Origin of the sequence: Streptomyces sp. NPDC015127 (genome assembly GCF_043080095.1) — a bacterium.
Lineage (GTDB): Bacteria > Actinomycetota > Actinomycetes > Streptomycetales > Streptomycetaceae > Streptomyces.
Genome location: NZ_JBIBVE010000005.1, coordinates 192,454 through 209,711 on the forward strand (window position 1 = coordinate 192,454; position 17,258 = coordinate 209,711).

General features: G+C 70.2%; 19 protein-coding genes and 2 tRNA genes. 5 read left to right on the plus strand and 16 right to left on the minus strand.

The annotated features are described in order from the left end of the window. Positions 1–2: 2 nt before the first annotated feature. The 6 genes from ACF08N_RS12075 to ACF08N_RS12100 are packed head-to-tail and all read right to left on the minus strand — an operon-like array spanning position 3 to position 4,586. The gene (locus tag ACF08N_RS12075) at positions 3–680 is read right to left on the minus strand and encodes a class E sortase (protein WP_392324490.1); all 678 of its coding nucleotides are present in this window, start codon (positions 678–680) and stop codon (positions 3–5) included. Positions 681–719: 39 nt separating this feature from the next. Continuing rightward, positions 720–2,201, minus strand: a complete 1,482-nt coding sequence (locus ACF08N_RS12080) for a class E sortase (RefSeq protein WP_392324491.1) — start codon at positions 2,199–2,201, stop codon at positions 720–722. Further along, entirely contained in the window at positions 2,198–2,836 is a 639-nt protein-coding gene (locus ACF08N_RS12085; protein ID WP_392324492.1) for an aminodeoxychorismate/anthranilate synthase component II, read from the minus strand. The genes ACF08N_RS12080 and ACF08N_RS12085 overlap by 4 nt, the downstream gene beginning before the upstream one ends. Continuing rightward, entirely contained in the window at positions 2,833–3,009 is a 177-nt protein-coding gene (locus ACF08N_RS12090; RefSeq protein ID WP_392324493.1) for a hypothetical protein, read from the minus strand. Before ACF08N_RS12090 ends, ACF08N_RS12085 begins: the two co-directional genes overlap by 4 nt. Positions 3,010–3,065: 56 nt before the next feature. Next, entirely contained in the window at positions 3,066–3,767 is a 702-nt protein-coding gene (locus tag ACF08N_RS12095) for a class E sortase (protein WP_392324684.1), read from the minus strand. 51 nt (positions 3,768–3,818) lie between these two features. Then, on the minus strand, positions 3,819–4,586 hold the full coding sequence (locus ACF08N_RS12100; protein WP_392324494.1) for a DUF881 domain-containing protein: 768 nt from the start codon (positions 4,584–4,586) through the stop codon (positions 3,819–3,821). Between the two features lie 141 nt (positions 4,587–4,727). On the opposite strand from ACF08N_RS12100, the gene crgA reads away from it, so the two are divergent. After that, positions 4,728–4,985 (plus strand): cell division protein CrgA, encoded by a 258-nt coding sequence (gene crgA / locus ACF08N_RS12105; protein ID WP_392324495.1) that lies wholly within the window; start codon positions 4,728–4,730, stop codon positions 4,983–4,985. Positions 4,986–5,248: 263 nt separating this feature from the next. Here the strand turns inward: crgA and ACF08N_RS12110 are convergent, their stop codons facing one another. Both ACF08N_RS12110 and ACF08N_RS12115 read right to left on the minus strand, forming a co-directional pair. Further along, entirely contained in the window at positions 5,249–6,154 is a 906-nt protein-coding gene (locus ACF08N_RS12110) for a rhomboid family intramembrane serine protease (protein ID WP_392324496.1), read from the minus strand. A gap of 96 nt (positions 6,155–6,250) precedes the next feature. After that, entirely contained in the window at positions 6,251–6,784 is a 534-nt protein-coding gene (locus ACF08N_RS12115; protein WP_392324497.1) for a peptidylprolyl isomerase, read from the minus strand. 273 nt (positions 6,785–7,057) lie between these two features. On the opposite strand from ACF08N_RS12115, the gene ACF08N_RS12120 reads away from it, so the two are divergent. After that, complete coding sequence (locus ACF08N_RS12120) at positions 7,058–7,738, plus strand: DUF5324 family protein (RefSeq protein ID WP_392324498.1); 681 nt, start codon at positions 7,058–7,060, stop codon at positions 7,736–7,738. Positions 7,739–7,793: 55 nt separating this feature from the next. Here ACF08N_RS12120 and ACF08N_RS12125 read toward each other — a convergent pair whose 3' ends face one another. Further along, positions 7,794–8,303 carry a DUF6344 domain-containing protein gene (locus tag ACF08N_RS12125; protein WP_392324499.1) on the minus strand — a complete coding sequence of 170 codons (510 nt, stop codon included), beginning with the start codon at positions 8,301–8,303 and terminating at the stop codon, positions 7,794–7,796. A gap of 211 nt (positions 8,304–8,514) precedes the next feature. Continuing rightward, entirely contained in the window at positions 8,515–9,159 is a 645-nt protein-coding gene (locus ACF08N_RS12130) for an Lrp/AsnC family transcriptional regulator (protein WP_392324500.1), read from the minus strand. A 114-nt stretch (positions 9,160–9,273) separates the two neighbouring features. On the opposite strand from ACF08N_RS12130, the gene ACF08N_RS12135 reads away from it, so the two are divergent. Then, positions 9,274–9,399, plus strand: coding sequence for a hypothetical protein (locus ACF08N_RS12135; RefSeq protein ID WP_392324501.1), 126 nt, complete (start codon positions 9,274–9,276; stop codon positions 9,397–9,399). Between the two features lie 78 nt (positions 9,400–9,477). On the opposite strand, the gene ACF08N_RS12140 is transcribed toward ACF08N_RS12135, so the two are convergent. Beyond that, positions 9,478–9,550: transfer RNA gene (locus ACF08N_RS12140), tRNA-Ala, on the minus strand. Between the two features lie 189 nt (positions 9,551–9,739). Between ACF08N_RS12140 and ACF08N_RS12145 the strand changes: the two genes are divergently transcribed. Both ACF08N_RS12145 and ACF08N_RS12150 read left to right on the plus strand, forming a co-directional pair. Beyond that, complete coding sequence (locus tag ACF08N_RS12145) at positions 9,740–10,288, plus strand: helix-turn-helix domain-containing protein (RefSeq protein ID WP_392324502.1); 549 nt, start codon at positions 9,740–9,742, stop codon at positions 10,286–10,288. A 46-nt stretch (positions 10,289–10,334) separates the two neighbouring features. Beyond that, entirely contained in the window at positions 10,335–11,660 is a 1,326-nt protein-coding gene (locus tag ACF08N_RS12150) for a protein kinase (protein WP_392324503.1), read from the plus strand. A 30-nt stretch (positions 11,661–11,690) separates the two neighbouring features. On the opposite strand, the gene ACF08N_RS12155 is transcribed toward ACF08N_RS12150, so the two are convergent. The 5 genes from ACF08N_RS12155 to gyrA all read right to left on the minus strand — a co-directional run bounded on the left by ACF08N_RS12155 (position 11,691) and on the right by gyrA (position 17,251). Beyond that, complete coding sequence (locus ACF08N_RS12155) at positions 11,691–13,175, minus strand: hypothetical protein (protein WP_392324504.1); 1,485 nt, start codon at positions 13,173–13,175, stop codon at positions 11,691–11,693. A 371-nt stretch (positions 13,176–13,546) separates the two neighbouring features. Continuing rightward, the gene (locus ACF08N_RS12160) at positions 13,547–13,681 is read right to left on the minus strand and encodes a DLW-39 family protein (RefSeq protein ID WP_003958712.1); all 135 of its coding nucleotides are present in this window, start codon (positions 13,679–13,681) and stop codon (positions 13,547–13,549) included. A gap of 177 nt (positions 13,682–13,858) precedes the next feature. Beyond that, positions 13,859–13,932 (minus strand) — tRNA-Ile (locus tag ACF08N_RS12165). Positions 13,933–14,014: 82 nt separating this feature from the next. Next, positions 14,015–14,569 (minus strand): DUF3566 domain-containing protein, encoded by a 555-nt coding sequence (locus tag ACF08N_RS12170; RefSeq protein ID WP_392324505.1) that lies wholly within the window; start codon positions 14,567–14,569, stop codon positions 14,015–14,017. A gap of 87 nt (positions 14,570–14,656) precedes the next feature. Further along, a complete protein-coding gene (gyrA, locus tag ACF08N_RS12175) occupies positions 14,657–17,251 on the minus strand; it encodes a DNA gyrase subunit A (RefSeq protein ID WP_392324506.1) in 2,595 nt (864 codons plus the stop codon). Between the last annotated feature and the right edge of the window lie 7 nt (positions 17,252–17,258).

A 17,258-nucleotide genomic window follows, 5' to 3' on the forward strand; every position in this document is an offset into this window, starting at 1 on the left:
AGCTAGCGCAGCTCCGCCGGAGGCGTCCGCTTGGCGTCCACCTTCTCCGTGCGCTCCAGCTCGCCCCACACGATGTACCGGTAGTCCGACGTGTAGACCGGCGTGCACGTGGTCAGCGTGATGTAGCGGCCGGGCTTCTTCCTGCCCGACTCCTTCGGGACCGGCTGCAGCACGTCCACGTTGTACTTCGAGGTCTTCGGGAGCGTCTTGTAGACCTTGTAGACGTACCAGGTGTCCTTCGTCTCGAAGACGACCGCGTCGCCCTCGCGCAGCTTGTGGATGTTGTGGAACTTGGCGCCGTGACCGTCCCGGTGCGCCGCCAGCGTGAAGTTGCCCTTGGCGTCCCACGGGAGCGCGGACTTGATCGGGTCGGTGTAGTAGCCGGCGACCCCGTTGTTGAGGGCCTTGGTGCTCGTGCCCTTCTTGACCAGCACCTCGCCGTTGTTCATCGCGGGTACGTGCAGGAAGCCGATGCCGTCCTTGGTGTCCAGCTCACCGGGGCCGCTGCCGGCCCAGCCGTCGCGCATCCGGTCGCCCTGCTCGGAGGCCTCGCGATCGGCGAGGACGTTCGTCCACCACAGCGAGTAGACGACGAAGAGCCCCAGCACCACGCCCGCTGTGATCAGCAGCTCCCCGAAGACGCTGATGGCGCCGGCGATCCGGCCTCGTGCACGTGCCACTGCACCTGTTCCTGTCTTGAAGTGTCTCGGCCGACGTCATCAGCCGACGAGTGCGTCGGGTTTTCCCTTGCTACGCGGCCGTTCCTCGACCATCTTGCCCCACACGATCATGCGGTAGGTACTGGTGAACTCCGGCGTGCAGGTCGTCAGCGTGATGTACCGGCCGGGCCTGGTGAACCCCGATCCGGGCGGCACGGGTCCGATCACGCTCACGTTCGACGGCGCGGTCTGCGGCAGGATGCTCGCCATCTCGTACGTGTAGTAGGTGTCCTGCGTCTCGACGACGATCGGGTCGCCGGGCTCCAGGCGGTTGATGTAGCGGAACGGTTCGCCGTGGGTGTTGCGGTGGCCGGCGACCGCGAAGTTGCCCTGCCGGTCCTGGGGCATCGCGGTCTTGAGCTTGCCCTCGCCGTAGTGGCCCACCATGCCGCGGTCCAGCACCTTGTTCTTGTCGATGCCTTCGGCGATGGGGACCACGACGTCCAGCCTGGGGATGTGCATGATGGCGAAGCCCTGGCCCGGTTCGAAGGCACCGGGCTTGCGGCCCTTGGACCAGTCGTCCTGGATCTTGTTCGCCGCCTTGTCGGCCTGCTGTCCCGCCAGCACGTTCGTCCACCACAGCTGATACGTGACGAACAGCAGCATCAGCACGCCGAAGGTGATGAACAGCTCCCCGATGGCGCGGCTCGCGATGACGGCCGGACTGTCCTTCGCCGCCTTGGCCGCGCGCCTCGCCTCGACCCGCGACAGCGGTTTCGCGGGCTCGGCGCCCGTCTCCGCCGCGGCGGCAGCGGGGCGCCTGCGGCCTCTGCCGCCCTTCGCCGCCCTGCGCCGCTCGGCCCTGCCGGGCCCGGGCGGCACCTCGGCCGCACGGCGCGTGTCGGAGGTGCGCAGCGCCACCGTCTCGTCGTCGGGCACGGGAACGGTGGCGGAAACCACGGGCCCGGAGGTCTCGGCCACGGCCTCGGGGGCGAGGGCGTCGAACACGGCGGTCGCGGCGGCCTGCTGGGGCTCGAACCCGGCGCTCTGTGCCCCGGCCTGCCCCGCCTCGAACGCGGCCGTCTGCGCGGCGGCCTGCCCCGTGTCGAACACCGTCGTCTGCGCGGCGGCCTGCCCCGCCTCGAACGCGGTCGTCTGCGCGGCGGCCTGCCTCGTGTCGGGCATGGCCGGCTGCGGTGGCACCGGAGCGCGCGACGGCGCCCCCACCGGGGCCGGGGCCGGCTCCGGTACGGGCTCCTGGCCGTACCAGTCCTGCCGGTACCCCTCCCGGTCGTACCAGTCGACCGGCTCCCCGCCCGGCTCCCCCGTCGGCAATCCGGCCGACGCCCCGGGCGGCGGCTCTGCATACGGCGGGGACGGGACCTCCGGCTCGGCGGGGACGCTCGGCGCGCGGAACCAGGGGGAAGCGTGCTCACCCGGGGGCAGCGGGTCCGTCAGCGGGTCGTAGTCGACCTCTGCCTCGCCCCCGTAACGCCGCCCGTACTCCTGCTCGTGCTCGTGCCCGGGGCGCACGGCGCTCACGCCAGTGCCTTGCCCACCACCGGTGCGAGCCCTGCCGAACGCCCCACGGCTCCGGCGTCGCCGCACTGCTCCAGCCAGTTGGCGAGCATGAGATGTCCGTGCTCGGTCAGGACCGACTCGGGGTGGAACTGCACGCCTTCGACCGGCAGTTCGCGGTGGCGCAGGCCCATGATGATGCCGTCGGCCGTCCGCGCGGTCACCTCCAGCTCGGCCGGCAGGTCGGCGGGCTCGGCGGCCAACGAGTGGTAGCGCGTCGCCGTGAAGGGCGACGGCAGCCCGGTGAAGACGCCCTTGCCCTCATGGGTGACCAGCGAGGTCTTGCCGTGCAGCAGCTCCGGTGCGCGGTCGACCACGCCGCCGTAGGCAACCGCCATCGACTGCATGCCCAGGCAGACACCGAAGACCGGCACGCCCGTGGCCGCGCAGTGGCGGACCATGTCGATGCAGACACCGGCCTGTTCGGGCGCGCCGGGGCCGGGGGAGAGCAGGACGCCGTCGAAGCCGTCCTGCGCGTGCTCCAGGGACACCTCGTCGTTGCGGACCACTTCGCACTCGGCACCGAGCTGGTAGAGGTACTGGACGAGGTTGAAGACGAAGCTGTCGTAGTTGTCGACGACGAGGATGCGCGCGCTCATCGGGCCGCCCCCTCTTCTCCGTCGACCGTCACATCGTTGAACGGGAGCAACGGCTCCGCCCACGGGAAGACGTACTGGAACAGCACGTAGACGACCGCCAGGACCAGCACGAGCGAGATGATTGCCCGCACCCATGCGTTCCCCGGCAGATGCCGCCAGATCCAGCCGTACATGCCGTCCCTTTCCGTTCGGTACGGCACCAGACTAAAGGGCGGCGGGGGCCCGTGGGTCAGCTGTGGAAAGCTCGCGGTTTGCCGTCGGTCACAGGCTGGGTCGCATCCAGGTGCGCCCAGACGACGAGCCGGTGGCTGCTGCCCCACTCCGGCTCGCACGTGGTCAGCGTCAGATAGCGGCCCGGACCGTCGAATCCGGCGGCGCCGGCCTCGACCGGGTCCGGCACGGGGGCGATGACACCGACGTCCGTGGGGAGCGTGCGGTACGGGCTCTTCACGATCCGGTAGGTGAACCAGGTCGTCCCGTCCGTCAGCACGACGGCGTCCCCCGCCCGCAGCCGCGGGAAGTCCTTGAACGGGTCGCCGTACGTGCGGCGGTGGCCGGCGACCGCGAAGTTGCCCGTCTCGCCCAGCGCGGCGGTCCCCGCGTAGTGCCCGAGCCCCTTCTTGAGAACCCCCGTGCCGGTGCCTTCGAGGACCGGCCAGGCCCAGTCCTTCCCGAAGCGCGGGACGTGCATGACCGCGAACGGCTTCCCGGGCTCGTACGCCTCCGGGGCGGGCGGCCTCGTGCGGTCGGGCGCGGGCGCCGGCACGGGCGCGGCGGCCCAGCTGTCCCGGAGCCGGTCGATCTGGCCCTCCGTCGCGCCCTCGGCCTCGATGCCCGTCCAGAACATCACGTACACGACGAACAGCACGATCAAGGTGCCCGCCGTGATGCACAGTTCGCTCAAGGTCCGTACGAGCAGCCGCACCCTCACGTGCACCCCCAGGCTCCACCGACCGGGCGGCACCGCCGGGCGGCCTGAGCACTACCCGGCGGGCTTCGCGTAGTGGAGATCCACTGTGCCCGAGTAGCCGGGAAGAGTCACCCGCTCGTCCTCTTCCACTTTCCAGCCGAGGCCGTAGGCCTCCACGTACAGCTGATAGTTCTGGACCGCGGGTGACTTGGCGAGCGCCTTCTTGAGGGCCTCCTGGTCACCGACAGCGGTGATCTTGTAGGGCGGTGAGTAGACGCGCCCCTGGAGGATCAGCGTGTTGCCCACGCACCGGACGGCGCTGGTGGAGATCAGCCGCTGGTCCATGACCCTGATGCCCTTGGCACCGCCGTGCCACAGCGCGTTGACCACGGCCTGGAGGTCCTGCTGGTGGATGACCAGGTCGTTGGCCTGGGGCTCGGGGTAGCCGGGAGCGGCCTGTGCGTTCGGCGGGGCGTCGTCGAGCGTGACACTCACGGCCCTGCCGCTCAGCTTCTCGGTGCCCGCGGACTCCTCCAGGGCCTTGAGCCTGGCGTCCTCGGCCTCGGTCGAGCCGTCGTCGCGCTGGGCGAGCGCGTCGACGTCCTCCCGTACGGCGGCGGTGGACTCCTCCAGGTCGCCGTTGTCGGCGCTGCGCTGCTTGATCAGGTCGGAGAGCTTCAACAGGGAGCCGTCGGTACGCAGATCGGTGCCCTTTGCGGTGTTGAAGCTCGTCACGAAGATCACACCGGCGAGGGCGAAGACGGCAGCCGTGAGCAGCCGGACAGGCCGCCACCTGGTGCGGCGAACCGGCCCTTGTGGGGAGTCGGCAGAATTGCTCAACGTACCCTTATCTCCTTCGGCACCGCGGAAGCACTACGCTAACGGACGCCCGGGGGAGCCGATGGTCCCCCTCGCGCCGGCCCCGGCGCCAGCCACAGTTACCTGCGCGGTCACGCAAGCGCATCGACAGGAGAGTCCCTCGTGCCGAAGTCACGTATCCGCAAGAAGGCCGACTTCACGCCGCCGCCGGCCTCGAAGCAGACCACGAACATCAAGCTCACCAACCGCAGCTGGGTCGCACCGGTGATGCTCGCGCTGTTCCTGATCGGACTCGCCTGGATCGTCCTGTTCTACGTGACCGAGGGCGACCTGCCGATCAAGAGCTTCGGCAACTGGAACATCGTCGCGGGCTTCGGCTTCATCGCCGCGGGCTTCGGTGTCTCCACGCAGTGGAAGTAGCGCCCCGCACCGTCGGCCGTCAAGCCCTGCCCTGAGGTTATCCACACCGTTGTCCACAGCAGGGGAAAAGGTCAGACGATCTGTGGATAACTCTCCGGACGTTGACGCCGATGTGACTGCTTCGGCCAGGCCGGTGAAGCGACAGGCCCCTCGTCCCGACCAGGAAACCCCAGGTCAGCGACGAGGGGCACGCGTGTTCCCCACAGCGTGCACAAGATCCACCACACGCTGTGGACAACTTTGGGGAAAGATGCCGCGCCAGGTCAGGTGAGCGCGAGGGTCCGCGCCACGACGACCACGAGGGAGACGAGCAGGACGAGCGCGCACACGCCGAACTGAACCGGCGTGCGCTGCCTGCCCTGCGGAGCGTGGACGAGGCCGTAGGCGATGGCCGCGCCGGCGATCAGACCACCGACGTGGGCCTGCCAGGCGATGTCGAAGCCCGGCATAAAGGTGATCACGAGGTTGATCACCAGCAGGGTGACGATCGGGCGCATGTCGTAGCGCAGCCGCCGCATGAGGACAATGGTGGCGCCGAACAGGCCGAAGATCGCGCCGGAGGCGCCCAGCGAACCTTGGTTCGGCGCGGCCAGGAGGTACGTCAGGGCACTGCCCGCCAGCCCAGAGATCAGGTACAGGGCCAGGTAGCGGGCACGGCCGAGAGCCTGCTCCAGCGGCCCGCCGAGCCACCACAGGGCCATCATGTTGAACGCGATGTGCCAGACCTCCTGGTGCAGGAACATCGAGGTCACAAGGCGGTACCACTCGTCTTGGGCCGCTACGCCGACCACGTCGCCCAGGACGGGGTCAGCGGCGCCCGCGATCAGCGTGAGCCGATGGACGAACTGGTCTCCCAGAGCAAACCCCATGACGAACACGGCGACGTTGATCGCCAGCAGCACCTTCGTCACCAGGCGCGGATCCGCCGCCACCGTCCCGCCCGCGATCGTCCGCGGCCGGCTCGCGTCCGGGGCGTGGCCCGTGCCCGATCCGGTGCGCACGCAGTCCGGGCACTGGAAGCCGACGGACGCGCTGATCATGCAGTCCGTGCAGATCGGACGCTCGCAGCGGGTGCAGCGGATGCCCGTATCGCGGCCCGGGTGCCGGTAGCAGCTCGGCAGGCCATGGGTGTCCTGCGGCTCCTGCGGACTGCCTGGCGCCTGGTCCATGAGGTCCCCTCGTCCTTCCGGGCTCGCGCGACATCGCCCTGTCCATCCTTACGGACGGACAGGGCGAAAAGGTTCCCGTACGGGAATCCCGCGGGCTCAGCTCTGGCGCTTCTCCACGACGACCGACTCGATGACGACGTCGTTGAGCGGGCGGTCGGTGCGCGGGTTGGTCTGGGTGGCCGCGATGGCGTCCACGACCTTCTTGCCGGCCTCGTTCGCGACCTCGCCGAAGATGGTGTGCTTGCGCGTCAGCCACGCGGTCGGCGACACGGTGATGAAGAACTGCGAGCCGTTGGTTCCCGGGCCGGCGTTGGCCATGGCCAGCAGGTACGGCCGGTCGAAGGACAGCTCCGGGTGGAACTCGTCGGCGAACTCGTAGCCCGGGCCGCCGGTGCCGTTGCCCAGGGGGTCACCGCCCTGGATCATGAAGCCGCTGATCACGCGGTGGAAGACGGTTCCGTCGTACAGCTTGTCCGTGGACCTCTTGCCGGTGCCCGGGTGGACCCATTCGCGCTCGCCGGTGGCGAGTTCGACGAAGTTCTTCACCGTCTTGGGCGCGTGGTTCGGCAGGAGCCGGATCTCGATGTCGCCTTGGTTGGTCTTGAGGGTGGCGTAAAGCTGCTCGGCCACGGTGTGCCTTCCGTAAGTCTGCTCTGACGTCACCCGATCCTCGCACGGCAAGGCCGCGTACACGGAAAAGCAACCGGGTAGCCGTCGCACGGGCGCGCTGCAGCCCGAACAGTGGCATTGTCGTCCGCAAGCTCCCGAGATGACCCGGATGCCCGCCCCGCATGCCGGGGGAGCGCTCAACAGGCATGATTTTCAATCGGGTGGAAAGGCGGAACTGTGCCCAACTGGGGACAAACCCCAGTCCACCAGAACGCCACCGAGGAGGAGGATCCCGTGACCCGCATGGACAGCGTGCGCGCCGCGACCGGTACGGCGAAGGAGAGCGTGCAGCACGCCGCGGAAGTGGTGGCGCCCTACGCCGGCACGGCCAAGGACCACGCCGCACTCTATGCGCGCGAAGCCCGCGTACGGCTCGCGCCGAAAGTCTCCAAGGCCGCTGCTCAGGCCCGTGTTCAGTACGGCGTCCGCGTGGCGCCGCATGTACCGCCCAAGGTCGACCAGGCCGCGCACCGGGCCGCTGTACAGGCCCGGAAGGCCGCGCGTCAGGCGGCTGACTACACCGTTCCGCGTGTCGAGCACGCGGTGGCCGTCGCCCAGCCCGTGCGGGAGGAGGCCGCGGCCCGTTCTGCTGCCGCTCTGGCCGCGCTGCGCGGACAGATCACGGCGAAGGAGATCCGGAAGCTGGTGAGGAAGCACGAGCGGCGGTCCAGGGCCGGACGTGTCTTCAAGGGTGTTGCAGTGGTCGGCGTACTGGCCGGCGGCGCCTTCGCCGCCTGGAAGTGGTGGGACAAGCAGGCGAACCCCGACTGGCTGGTGGAACCGCCCGCCGCCACGGAGGTCTCCGACCGGGCCCCGCTGACGTCCGTCGACGGCAGCACCAAGGCCGATCTCGATCCCGATGTCCAGGTGAAGCAGGACGAGGCGGACGCTTCGGACCGCGACGAGGGTCGCTGACCGTTTCCCGCCCTCGTGGGTGGTGGCGCCGGGAGAGAAAGACGCTCCCGGCGCCTCACGCCGCTACGGCGTAGGCCGTACGGACCGGGGCGGCGGCCGGGGTGCCGGCGCCGGGGCGCGCGGCGAGCGCCGCACGTGCCGCCCGCGGGGAACCGGTCACGCGGGCCGCAGCGGCGGGGGCGGCGACGGCGGACGAGAGGCTGGGGGCGTCGGCCGGGGCGTCGGCCTCGGTCATGTCGGCGGCGTCGGCCTCGATGGCGGACAGATGCCGGGTGGCCGGGGAGGCTCCGTGTGCTTCGGCGCCGATGCGCTGCTTCATCGTCGGCGGCAGCGACCGGTCCCGGGCCGTGGGGAGCCGGCGTGCCGTGGCCGCCCTCCTGCTCTGCGCCGGCACCACGACGCCCGACGTCTGCGGACGGGCCTTCACCGGCTCGTCGGACGTCCGGGCAGCGGGCTGCGACGCGGCAGCGGCGGCAGTGGCGGTGGTGAGCCCCACCGAGGCAAGCAGTGCGAAGAACGCGGTGACGAACGCGGTCCACAGATTCCTGACCTTGAAGGCGGCCATGACCCCTCGCTTTCGGGTTGAGCGCTTTACATACCTTTCTCATGATGTGTACGCATCTCGAGGAGTGTGGGAGCGACGCCGCTCCCGCGCAGTTCTTCGGATGAACACCACCCGTGTGGCCCATCCCCCGCCGCCCCGGGTCGGCCGCGCACGGGATGCGAGGCCTGCCGCGGTCGTGTAGCGCGTGTCCTCCAGGGGAGGCCTCCCCCGCCTACGGCCCGGTCAGCGAGCCGCGCCACCGCGCCTCTACCAGGGGAGATCGGCCGGACCCCGGTGCGGCGGCCCTCGTCGTCGAGCCGATGCCCCATGCGTTTGACGGTGCGCAGGCCCACGAGCCGGTCGGTGACCGTGAGGCTGGGGACCCGCGCGCAGAGCGCCGTCTCGCGGCGCTGGATGTCGCCATGTCCTGGAACCAGAGCGTGGCGAAGAGGCTGTCGGGCCCCGTGACGGCCGCGACCAGGCGGCACTCGGGCAGCGCCGCGAGCGTGCGGTGGACGGTGGCGATGTCGCGGGCGGGGGCACGGGCGAGGAACGAGACCGGCACGGGGCGTCCCGCCAGCGGGGCAGCGATGCCGCAGCGGAAGGTGAGGACCTCGGCGTCCGTCAGACGGCGCAGCCGGCGGCGGACGGTGGCGGGGCTGCTCCCGTTGCGCTCGGCGAGTTCGGCCCAGCCCATTCGTCCGTCGGTGACGAGTTCGCCGAGCAGGGACCGGTCGACGTCGTCGAGTCCGAGGGTGCGCGCCGGCAGCGCCCTGATTTCGGCCGCCGGCCGCCACCGTGCCTCGGGCAGGCACCGGAACTGCACGAACGCGGTGCACCGGCTGCGCGAGAACTCCCGGCCCGGTGCCGCGTACACCCAGGCGAGCCCGGCACCGGTGAGCCGCTCCCAGCGACGGGCGAGGTGCCCGCGGTGACGCCCAGCGGGGGCGCGAGTTCGGACCAGGACGCCCGGGGGCGCAGCTGGAGGGCGTTGATTAGGGCCAAGTCGAGCGACGGCGCGACGGCCATGGGGCTGGTGGGCGTCGAGCCGGCCGCCTCCGGGGCCCAGCGCCGCCGGCTGCTCGACGGGGTCTCCGGCCGGCGGGCGCGTCCCTGACCCGGCCGGACCCGGCGCACACCACGAAAAACTCCCCTGATCCGCGTTTCCGCAGGTCAGGGGAGTCATGTGATGTTGTGGAGCCTAGGGGAGTCGAACCCCTGACATCTGCCATGCAAAGACAGCGCTCTACCAACTGAGCTAAGGCCCCGGGAAAAGTGACCACGACCGAAAGGCATGGTCTCGGTCACCGTCGCGCACAAGAGTACCGGGTCACCCCCGTGATTCTGCAAAAGGATTGGGACTCCCGATGGGACTCCCCGTCAGCGGACACGCTCCGTAAGATGCACCACGAGGTTCGCAGCAGCGAAGCCGCTTGGGGAAGCGATGGGGAGACGCAATGGACGCAGCGCAGCAGGAGACGACCGCAAGAGCCCGGGAACTGCAGCGCAGCTGGTACGGGGAACCGCTGGGGGCACTGTTCCGCAGGCTCATCGACGACCTGGGCCTCAACCAGGCGAGGCTCGCGGGCGTGCTCGGTCTGTCGGCTCCGATGCTCTCCCAGCTGATGAGCGGCCAGCGCGCCAAGATCGGCAACCCCGCTGTCGTCCAGCGCGTCCAGGCCCTGCAGGAACTGGCGAGCCAGGTGGCCGACGGCAGCGTGAGCGCCGTGGAGGCCACTGACCGGATGGAGGAGATCAAGAAGTCGCAGGGCGGCTCGGTCCTCACCGGCACCAGCCAGTCCGCGGGCACGTCCGGAGCGCCGACCGTGCGTCGCGTCGTGCGGGAGATCCAGTCGCTGCTGCGCTCGGTCTCGGCGGCCGGCGACATCATCGATGCGGCGGACTCCCTCGCCCCGACCCACCCCGAACTGGCAGAGTTCCTCCGGGTGTACGGCGCGGGGCGCACCGCCGACGCGGTCGCCCACTACGAGTCGCACCAGAGCTGAACGAGGCGGACGCCGCCGCGAGGGAACCGGGAGCTGGCGCAGCACAATGGGTGAGGTCTTCGCTGGTCGGTACGAACTGATCGACCCGATCGGACGCGGCGGCGTCGGCGCCGTCTGGCGCGCCTGGGACCACCGGCGCCGCCGCTATGTGGCGGCGAAGGTCCTTCAGCAGAGCGATGCCCACACCCTGCTCCGCTTCGTGCGCGAGCAGGCGCTGCGGATCGATCACCCGCATGTCCTCGCCCCGGCCAGCTGGGCCGCGGACGACGACAAGGTCCTGTTCACCATGGACCTGGTCAGCGGCGGGTCGCTGGCGCACGTCATCGGCGACTACGGTCCGCTGCCCCCGCGTTTCGTCTGCACCCTGCTCGATCAGCTGCTGTCCGGACTTGCCGCGGTGCACGCGGAGGGGGTCGTGCACCGCGACATCAAGCCGGCCAACATCCTGATGGAAGCCACCGGAACGGGCCGGCCCCATCTGCGGGTCTCCGACTTCGGCATCTCCATGCGCAAGGGGGAGCCGCGTCTGACGGAGACCAACTACGTGGTGGGGACGCCCGGTTACTTCGCGCCCGAGCAGATGATGGGCGCCGAGCCGGACTTCCCCGCCGACCTGTTCGCCGTCGGTCTCGTCGGGCTGTACCTCCTGCAGGGCAGGAAGCCCGACTCCCAGGCGCTGGTCGAGCACTTCGCCAACCACGGCACCCCGGGCGCCCCGCAGGGCATTCCCGAGCCCCTGTGGCAGGTGCTCGCCGGGCTGCTCCAGCCGGACCCGCAGGCCCGCTTCCGTACGGCCACGGGTGCGCGCAAGGCGCTCAGCGCGGCCGTGGAGATGCTGCCCGAGCCCGCGGCCGACGAGGAGCCGGTCGAGATCTTCGATCAACTCGGGCCGCTGCCCCCGGGCTTCGGCCCGGCGGGGCCGGAACCGGTCCAGGAGGCGCCCCGGCAGGCGGCGCCCGCCGCCCCTGCCCCGCAGCCCGCCCCCGCTTCGCAGACGGGCAGCTTCCACCTGTCCCCGCCCCCGCAGCAGCCGTCCGCCCAACTGCCGCACGCGGCGCAGCCCGCCACTCCGCCCGCGGTTCCCGTCCAGCCGGAGTCCACGCCGAGCCCGGCACCCGTCTCCGCCCCTCACGCGGCGGTGCCGGATCAGCCCTCCCAGGCCCTCACCGCTCCGGTGCCGTACGAACAGCCTGCCACCCGTGCGTACACCGCCGAGCGCCCGCAGGTTCCCGGCCATGGCGCACTGCATTCCGTGGCGCCCCACATCGCCGCGCAGAAGCGGCCGGGACCGCCCCCGAAGGTGGCGGTCCCGGTTCTCGTCGTCGCGCTGCTGTGCTTCGCCGTGGGCATCTGGGCGCTGACCCAGACCTGAGTCCGTGCCGTCGGCGCCGCCGCCTCCCGCCTACCGGCCGGGCGGCGGTCCGTACTGCCCGTACCCGTAGCCCTGTCCCGGCTGCCCCTGAGGAGCCTGCGGGGCCTGAGGGGCCTGCGCCGGCGGGTAGCCGTACCCGGGCGTCCGGCCGTACACGGCACCCGGCCCGTCCTGCGCACCGGCCGACGGGACCGCCTGCCCCTGTGCCGGGACGGTGGCCGGACCCTGCTGGACACTGCCGCGCCGCCGTGCGAGCAGCGTCCACGCACCCAGGCCCAGCACCAGCACCATCCCCAGGCCGATGCCCGCGGCGGCGACCAACACCATCGTCTCGCTCGTCTCGGCGGCGTCGGCGTTCTTGCCGCTGTCGGCCGCGGCCCGGTCGTCCTCGGTGACCTGGAAGTCGCCCGCCGGACCGTCATAGGCGGGCCCTGCCTCGGCCTGACCGGTCACGTTCACGCGCAGCGTCAGCGGCAGCGGCTTCTCCCCGAACGCCTCGGCCATCTCCGGGCTCAGCGTGACCGAGAGGTAGTACCAGCCGGCGAACCGCATGGCGGCCGCGGTGCTGTCGGAGTCGTGGCGGTTCTCGTAGGCGACCGGTGGAAGCGGGTCCAGGGCCAGGGACTTCTGCTTGCCGTCGTAGTAGACGCCGGTCTCCTCGTCCACGAGCCCGCGGGCCGGGTTGTGCAGAGCGACCGCCATGGCGTTGCCGACGCTCTTCAGACCGTCGCCCGAAGGGCTGTTGCCGATGTCGGCGCTGACGAACAGCTGCTGCCCCCAGTCGACCGGCACTCGGTAGAAGAGGGTCCGGCCGGGGGCGATCTCGTCCAGCCACTCGCCCTGTTCGAGGCTCGTCGCATCGTGGAAGCCGGTGCCTCCGGCGCGCTTCTGCGGACCGCCGCCGGGCACCGCGGGGGAGGCGGACGGCCAGCTCTCCGGTGCAGTCGTGGGCTCGGCCTTCTTCAGCCCGGGCTCGGAGAGGAAACGGATCTCCACGTCCCACGGCTCGGGTGTCGACGTGGCCTCGCTCGTACGCTCCAGGAGCACGTAGTACGCGCCTGCCTCCTGGCAGCTGCTGCTGTCCTGCTCGACCCGCCGGATCGCATAGTCGGCGACCGGACGGGCATACGTCGCCGAGCCGAAGGTGGCCTCGCCGTCGCTGCACTCGGTGCCCGACCGGTCCTCGATGCTCACTTCGAGCTTGTCGGCGTAGGCGACCTTCGTTCCCAGCTTGGGGACGGCCACCGCCGAGACGTAGGCGTTGGACGTGGCGTCGAGGTCGATCCGGTAGTAGCGCTTCTCGCCCGGCTCGATGCTGTCCTTGTAGGTCGAACCGGCGGTGAGTTCGGGGCCGTTGATGTTGACGGGCGTGCCCTGGACGGGCTTCGCCTCGTCGTCGAACGTGTACGGGTTCGGTTCGCCCGCCGCCCGTGCCTGCCCCGGCAGCGCCGCCACGGCGCACATCGCCGCCACCGCGGCCAGCGTCACCCGGCCCCTGCCGCGCTGCCTCTTCACGCGTTTCTCCCTGTGGTCGATGAGTCCGACGAGTCCGCCGCGGGGTCCGGCCGGCCGGACGGGCCGGTCGCCGCCTCGGCGATCGCGACGCCGGACCATCCTGCCCCGCCGGTGGCCGCGCTGTCTGCGCGCGCGGGCGAATCACCCCTCTTGTCCGCCTGTTCGCCGGCACGGCGGCGCAGTCGCGCCCTCACACCCCTCACCTTTGCTGGCGCAAGCCAACAATTTGCGAAGGTGAACTCAAGGGGGTCGCGTCACGGTCCCGCCACACACCGCGGCCGGCCGCCCACGCGGCCCCTGGCACCGGCGCCGGGCAGCACAAAGCCCCGGCCGCTTCCACGACCGGGGCTTCATGATCCAAGGACTGCGTCTCAGACACCCGAACCTGCGGGCACGGAGTCGGTCGCCTCCGTCCACAGATCCTGCTCGGCGCGATCCGCCTGGATCTGGCGGTACACGAGGAGCCCGCCGATGGCGGCCAGTGCGACCAGGAGAAGCTTCTTCACCGCGCGACCTCGTCTTTCCTTGACGTATGAGGACTTCTGGCGCCCGACTATACACACCGACCGATACCGATCGGTGACCTACATGCGCCGCCGGAAACCCCGGAACCGCCTCAACTACCGAACCCGGGAAAGCGATCGGCCCGGACGGATTCTCTCCGTCCGGGCCGATCGTCACTGTGGGGCTAACAGGATTTGAACCTGTGGCCTCATCCTTATCAGGGATGCGCTCTAACCAACTGAGCTATAGCCCCTCCGCGCTGCGCGCTGACCTCTGAAGATTAGCGCACAGGGGGTGCAGCGCCAAAATCGGAATCCGAGGACCCCTCTCCGGCGCTACTCGTCCTCGGCGAGCGTGAGCTCCACACCGCCCACAAAACCGGCGGAGAGGTTGTAGATGAAGGCCCCGAGCGTGGCCAGCGCTGTGGCGAGCACCACATCGATCACCGCGACGACCGAGGTGAAGATGAGCACGCGCGGCAGCGACAGGAACGACTGGAGGTCGAAGCCGTTGCTCTCGTTGGAGCCGGTGGCCTCGCTGATCGTCCCGCCGACCGTCGAGAAGACGCCCATGGCGTCCATGACCATCCACAGCACCGCGGCCGCCACCACGGTGCAGATGCCCAGGGCGATGGACAGCAGGAAGCTGACCTTCATCACCGACCACGGGTCGGCCTTCGCCACCCGCAGCCGCGCCTTGCGCGTACGCGGCGTCGTACGGGCGCCGGTCTTCGGCCGGCGCACCGCCGAGGCGGCCTGCTGACCGCCCTGCGTGCCGTCGGGCGAGGGATACGCCTGCGGCGGGTGGTACGGCTGGCCCGGCTGGGCGTGAGCGGGCTGCTCGCCGCCGAACATCTGGTGAGGGGGCTGAGGCCCCCGGGTGTCCGTCACTGTGGCCCCCTGGGAGTCCGCGGCAGGGCCACGGGCACCATTCGCTCCCGAAGCGGCCGCTCCGGCGCCCGTGGCTCCATTCACGCTCTACTCCTCGTGCTCCCCTGCCGAGGACGGGGTGCCCTCGACTGCCGACTCGGCCGGCTCGGCGTCGGCCGCTTCGGTCCCGTCGACCTCTTCGGCCTCGCGACCTGCCTCGGCGTTGCGAGCGACACCGACCACGGCATCGCGCTTGCCCAGGTTGATCAGTTGGACGCCCATGGTGTCACGGCCCGTCTCCCTGATTTCGTTGACTCGCGTACGAATCACACCGCCACCGAGCGTGATGGCGAGGATCTCGTCGGTCTCCTCGACCACCAGCGCACCCACGAGCGATCCGCGGTCCTCGACGATCTTGGCGGCCTTGATGCCGAGGCCGCCACGCCCCTGGACGCGGTACTCGTCGACGGCGGTCCGCTTCGCGTACCCACCGTCGGTGGCAGTGAACACGAACGTACCGGGCCGGACCACATTCATCGAGAGCAGTTCGTCGCCCTCGCGGAAACTCATGCCCTTGACGCCCGAGGTCGCGCGGCCCATCGGGCGGAGCGCCTCGTCCGTCGCGGTGAACCGGATCGACTGCGCCTTCTTGCTGATGAGCAGCAGATCGTCCTCGGCGGACACCAGCTCCGCGCCGATCAGTTCGTCGTCGGCGCCGCTCTCGGTCTCCCGGAGGTTGATGGCGATGACACCGCCCGACCGCGGGGAGTCGTAGTCCTTCAGCGGCGTCTTCTTCACCAGACCGGCCTTGGTGGCGAGCACCAGGTACGGCACGGCCTCGTAGTCGCGGATCGCCAGGATCTCGGCGATCTGCTCGTCCGGCTGGAAGGCCAGCAGGTTGGCGACGTGCTGGCCGCGCGCGTCCCGGCCGGCGTCCGGCAGCTCGTACGCCTTGGCCCGGTAGACCCGGCCCTTGTTGGTGAAGAACAGCAGCCAGTGGTGGGTGGTGGAGACGAAGAAGTGGTCGACGATGTCGTCTTCCTTGAGCTTCGTACCCCGCACGCCCTTGCCGCCGCGCTTCTGCGAGCGGTAGTCGTCGGTCTTCGTCCGCTTCACATAGCCGCCACGCGTGATGGTGACGACGATGTCCTCCTCGGCGATCAGGTCCTCGATGGACATGTCACCGTCGAAGGGCACCAGCTTGGAGCGGCGGTCGTCGCCGAACTTCTCGACCAGCGCCGCCAGTTCCTCGCTGATGATGCCGCGCTGCTTCTCCGGCGAGGCGAGGATCGCGTTGTACTCGTTGATCTTCGCCTGGAGTTCGTCGTGCTCCTGGACGATCTTCTGGCGCTCCAGGGCGGCGAGCCGGCGCAGCTGCATCTCGAGGATGGCGTTCGCCTGGATCTCGTCGATCTCCAGCAGACCCATCAGGCCCTCGCGCGCCACCTCGACGGTGTCGCTGCGCCGGATCAGCGCGATGACCTCGTCGATCGCGTCCAGCGCCTTGAGCAGACCGCGCAGGATGTGCGCCCGCTCCTCCGCCTTGCGCAGCCGGAACTTGGTGCGCCGGACGATGACCTCGACCTGGTGCGTCACCCAGTGGCGGATGAACGCGTCCAGCGACAGCGTGCGCGGCACGCCGTCGACCAGGGCGAGCATGTTGGCGCCGAAGTTCGTCTGCAGGTCGGTGTGCTTGTACAGGTTGTTCAGCACGACCTTGGCGACCGCGTCGCGCTTCAGCACGATGACCAGGCGCTGACCGGTCCGCGAGGACGTCTCGTCACGGACGTCCGCGATGCCGCCGATCTTGCCGTCCTTCACGAGGTCGGCGATCTTCTGCGCGAGGTTGTCCGGGTTGACCTGGTACGGAAGCTCCGTGACCACCAGGCACTGGCGGTTCTGGATCTCCTCGACCTCGACGACGGCCCGCATGGTGATGGAGCCGCGACCGGTGCGGTACGCCTCCTCGATGCCCTTGCGGCCCACGACCAGGGCGCCGGTCGGGAAGTCAGGGCCCTTGATCCGCTCGATCAGGGCGTCGAGCAGCTCCTCGTGCGTGGCCTCCGGGTGCTCCAGCGCCCACTGGGCGCCGGCCGCGACCTCGCGCAGGTTGTGCGGCGGGATGTTGGTGGCCATGCCGACGGCGATACCGGCGCTGCCGTTGATCAGCAGGTTCGGGAAGCGCGCCGGAAGGACCGTCGGCTCCTGGTTGCGGCCGTCGTAGTTGTCCTGGAAGTCGACGGTCTCCTCGTCGATGTCCCGGAGCATCTCCATGGCCAGCGGCATCATCTTGCACTCGGTGTACCGCATGGCGGCGGCCGGGTCGTTGCCCGGGGAACCGAAGTTGCCGTTGGAGTCCACCAGCGGCATGCGCATCGACCACGGCTGGGCCAGGCGGACCAGGGCGTCGTAGATCGAGGTGTCGCCGTGCGGGTGGTACGTGCCCATGACGTCGCCGACGACGCGGGCGCACTTGTAGAAGCCCTTCTCGGGGCGGTAACCGCCGTCGTACATCGCGTACAGCACGCGGCGGTGGACGGGCTTGAGACCGTCCCGTACGTCCGGCAGCGCACGCGACACGATGACGGACATCGCGTAGTCGAGGTAGGAGCGCTGCATCTCCGTCTCGAGCCCGACGGGCTCGACACGCATGGCGAGAGGCTCTTCTTCTTCGGTGGTGACAGGGATGTTCTCGTCGGCCATTGCTGGT

What these genes read in the sequence shown, in the direction of transcription:
- ACF08N_RS12085 (WP_392324492.1), bottom strand. Translation starts at nt 2,836, where the DNA reads ATGAGCGCGCGCATCCTCGTCGTCGACAACTACGACAGCTTCGTCTTC.
- ACF08N_RS12090 (WP_392324493.1), bottom strand. Translation starts at nt 3,009, where the DNA reads ATGTACGGCTGGATCTGGCGGCATCTGCCGGGGAACGCATGGGTGCGG.
- ACF08N_RS12110 (WP_392324496.1), bottom strand. Translation starts at nt 6,154, where the DNA reads ATGGACCAGGCGCCAGGCAGTCCGCAGGAGCCGCAGGACACCCATGGC.
- ACF08N_RS12125 (WP_392324499.1), bottom strand. Translation starts at nt 8,303, where the DNA reads ATGGCCGCCTTCAAGGTCAGGAATCTGTGGACCGCGTTCGTCACCGCG.
- ACF08N_RS12145 (WP_392324502.1), top strand. Translation starts at nt 9,740, where the DNA reads ATGGACGCAGCGCAGCAGGAGACGACCGCAAGAGCCCGGGAACTGCAG.
- ACF08N_RS12150 (WP_392324503.1), top strand. Translation starts at nt 10,335, where the DNA reads ATGGGTGAGGTCTTCGCTGGTCGGTACGAACTGATCGACCCGATCGGA.
- gyrA (WP_392324506.1), bottom strand. Translation starts at nt 17,251, where the DNA reads ATGGCCGACGAGAACATCCCTGTCACCACCGAAGAAGAAGAGCCTCTC.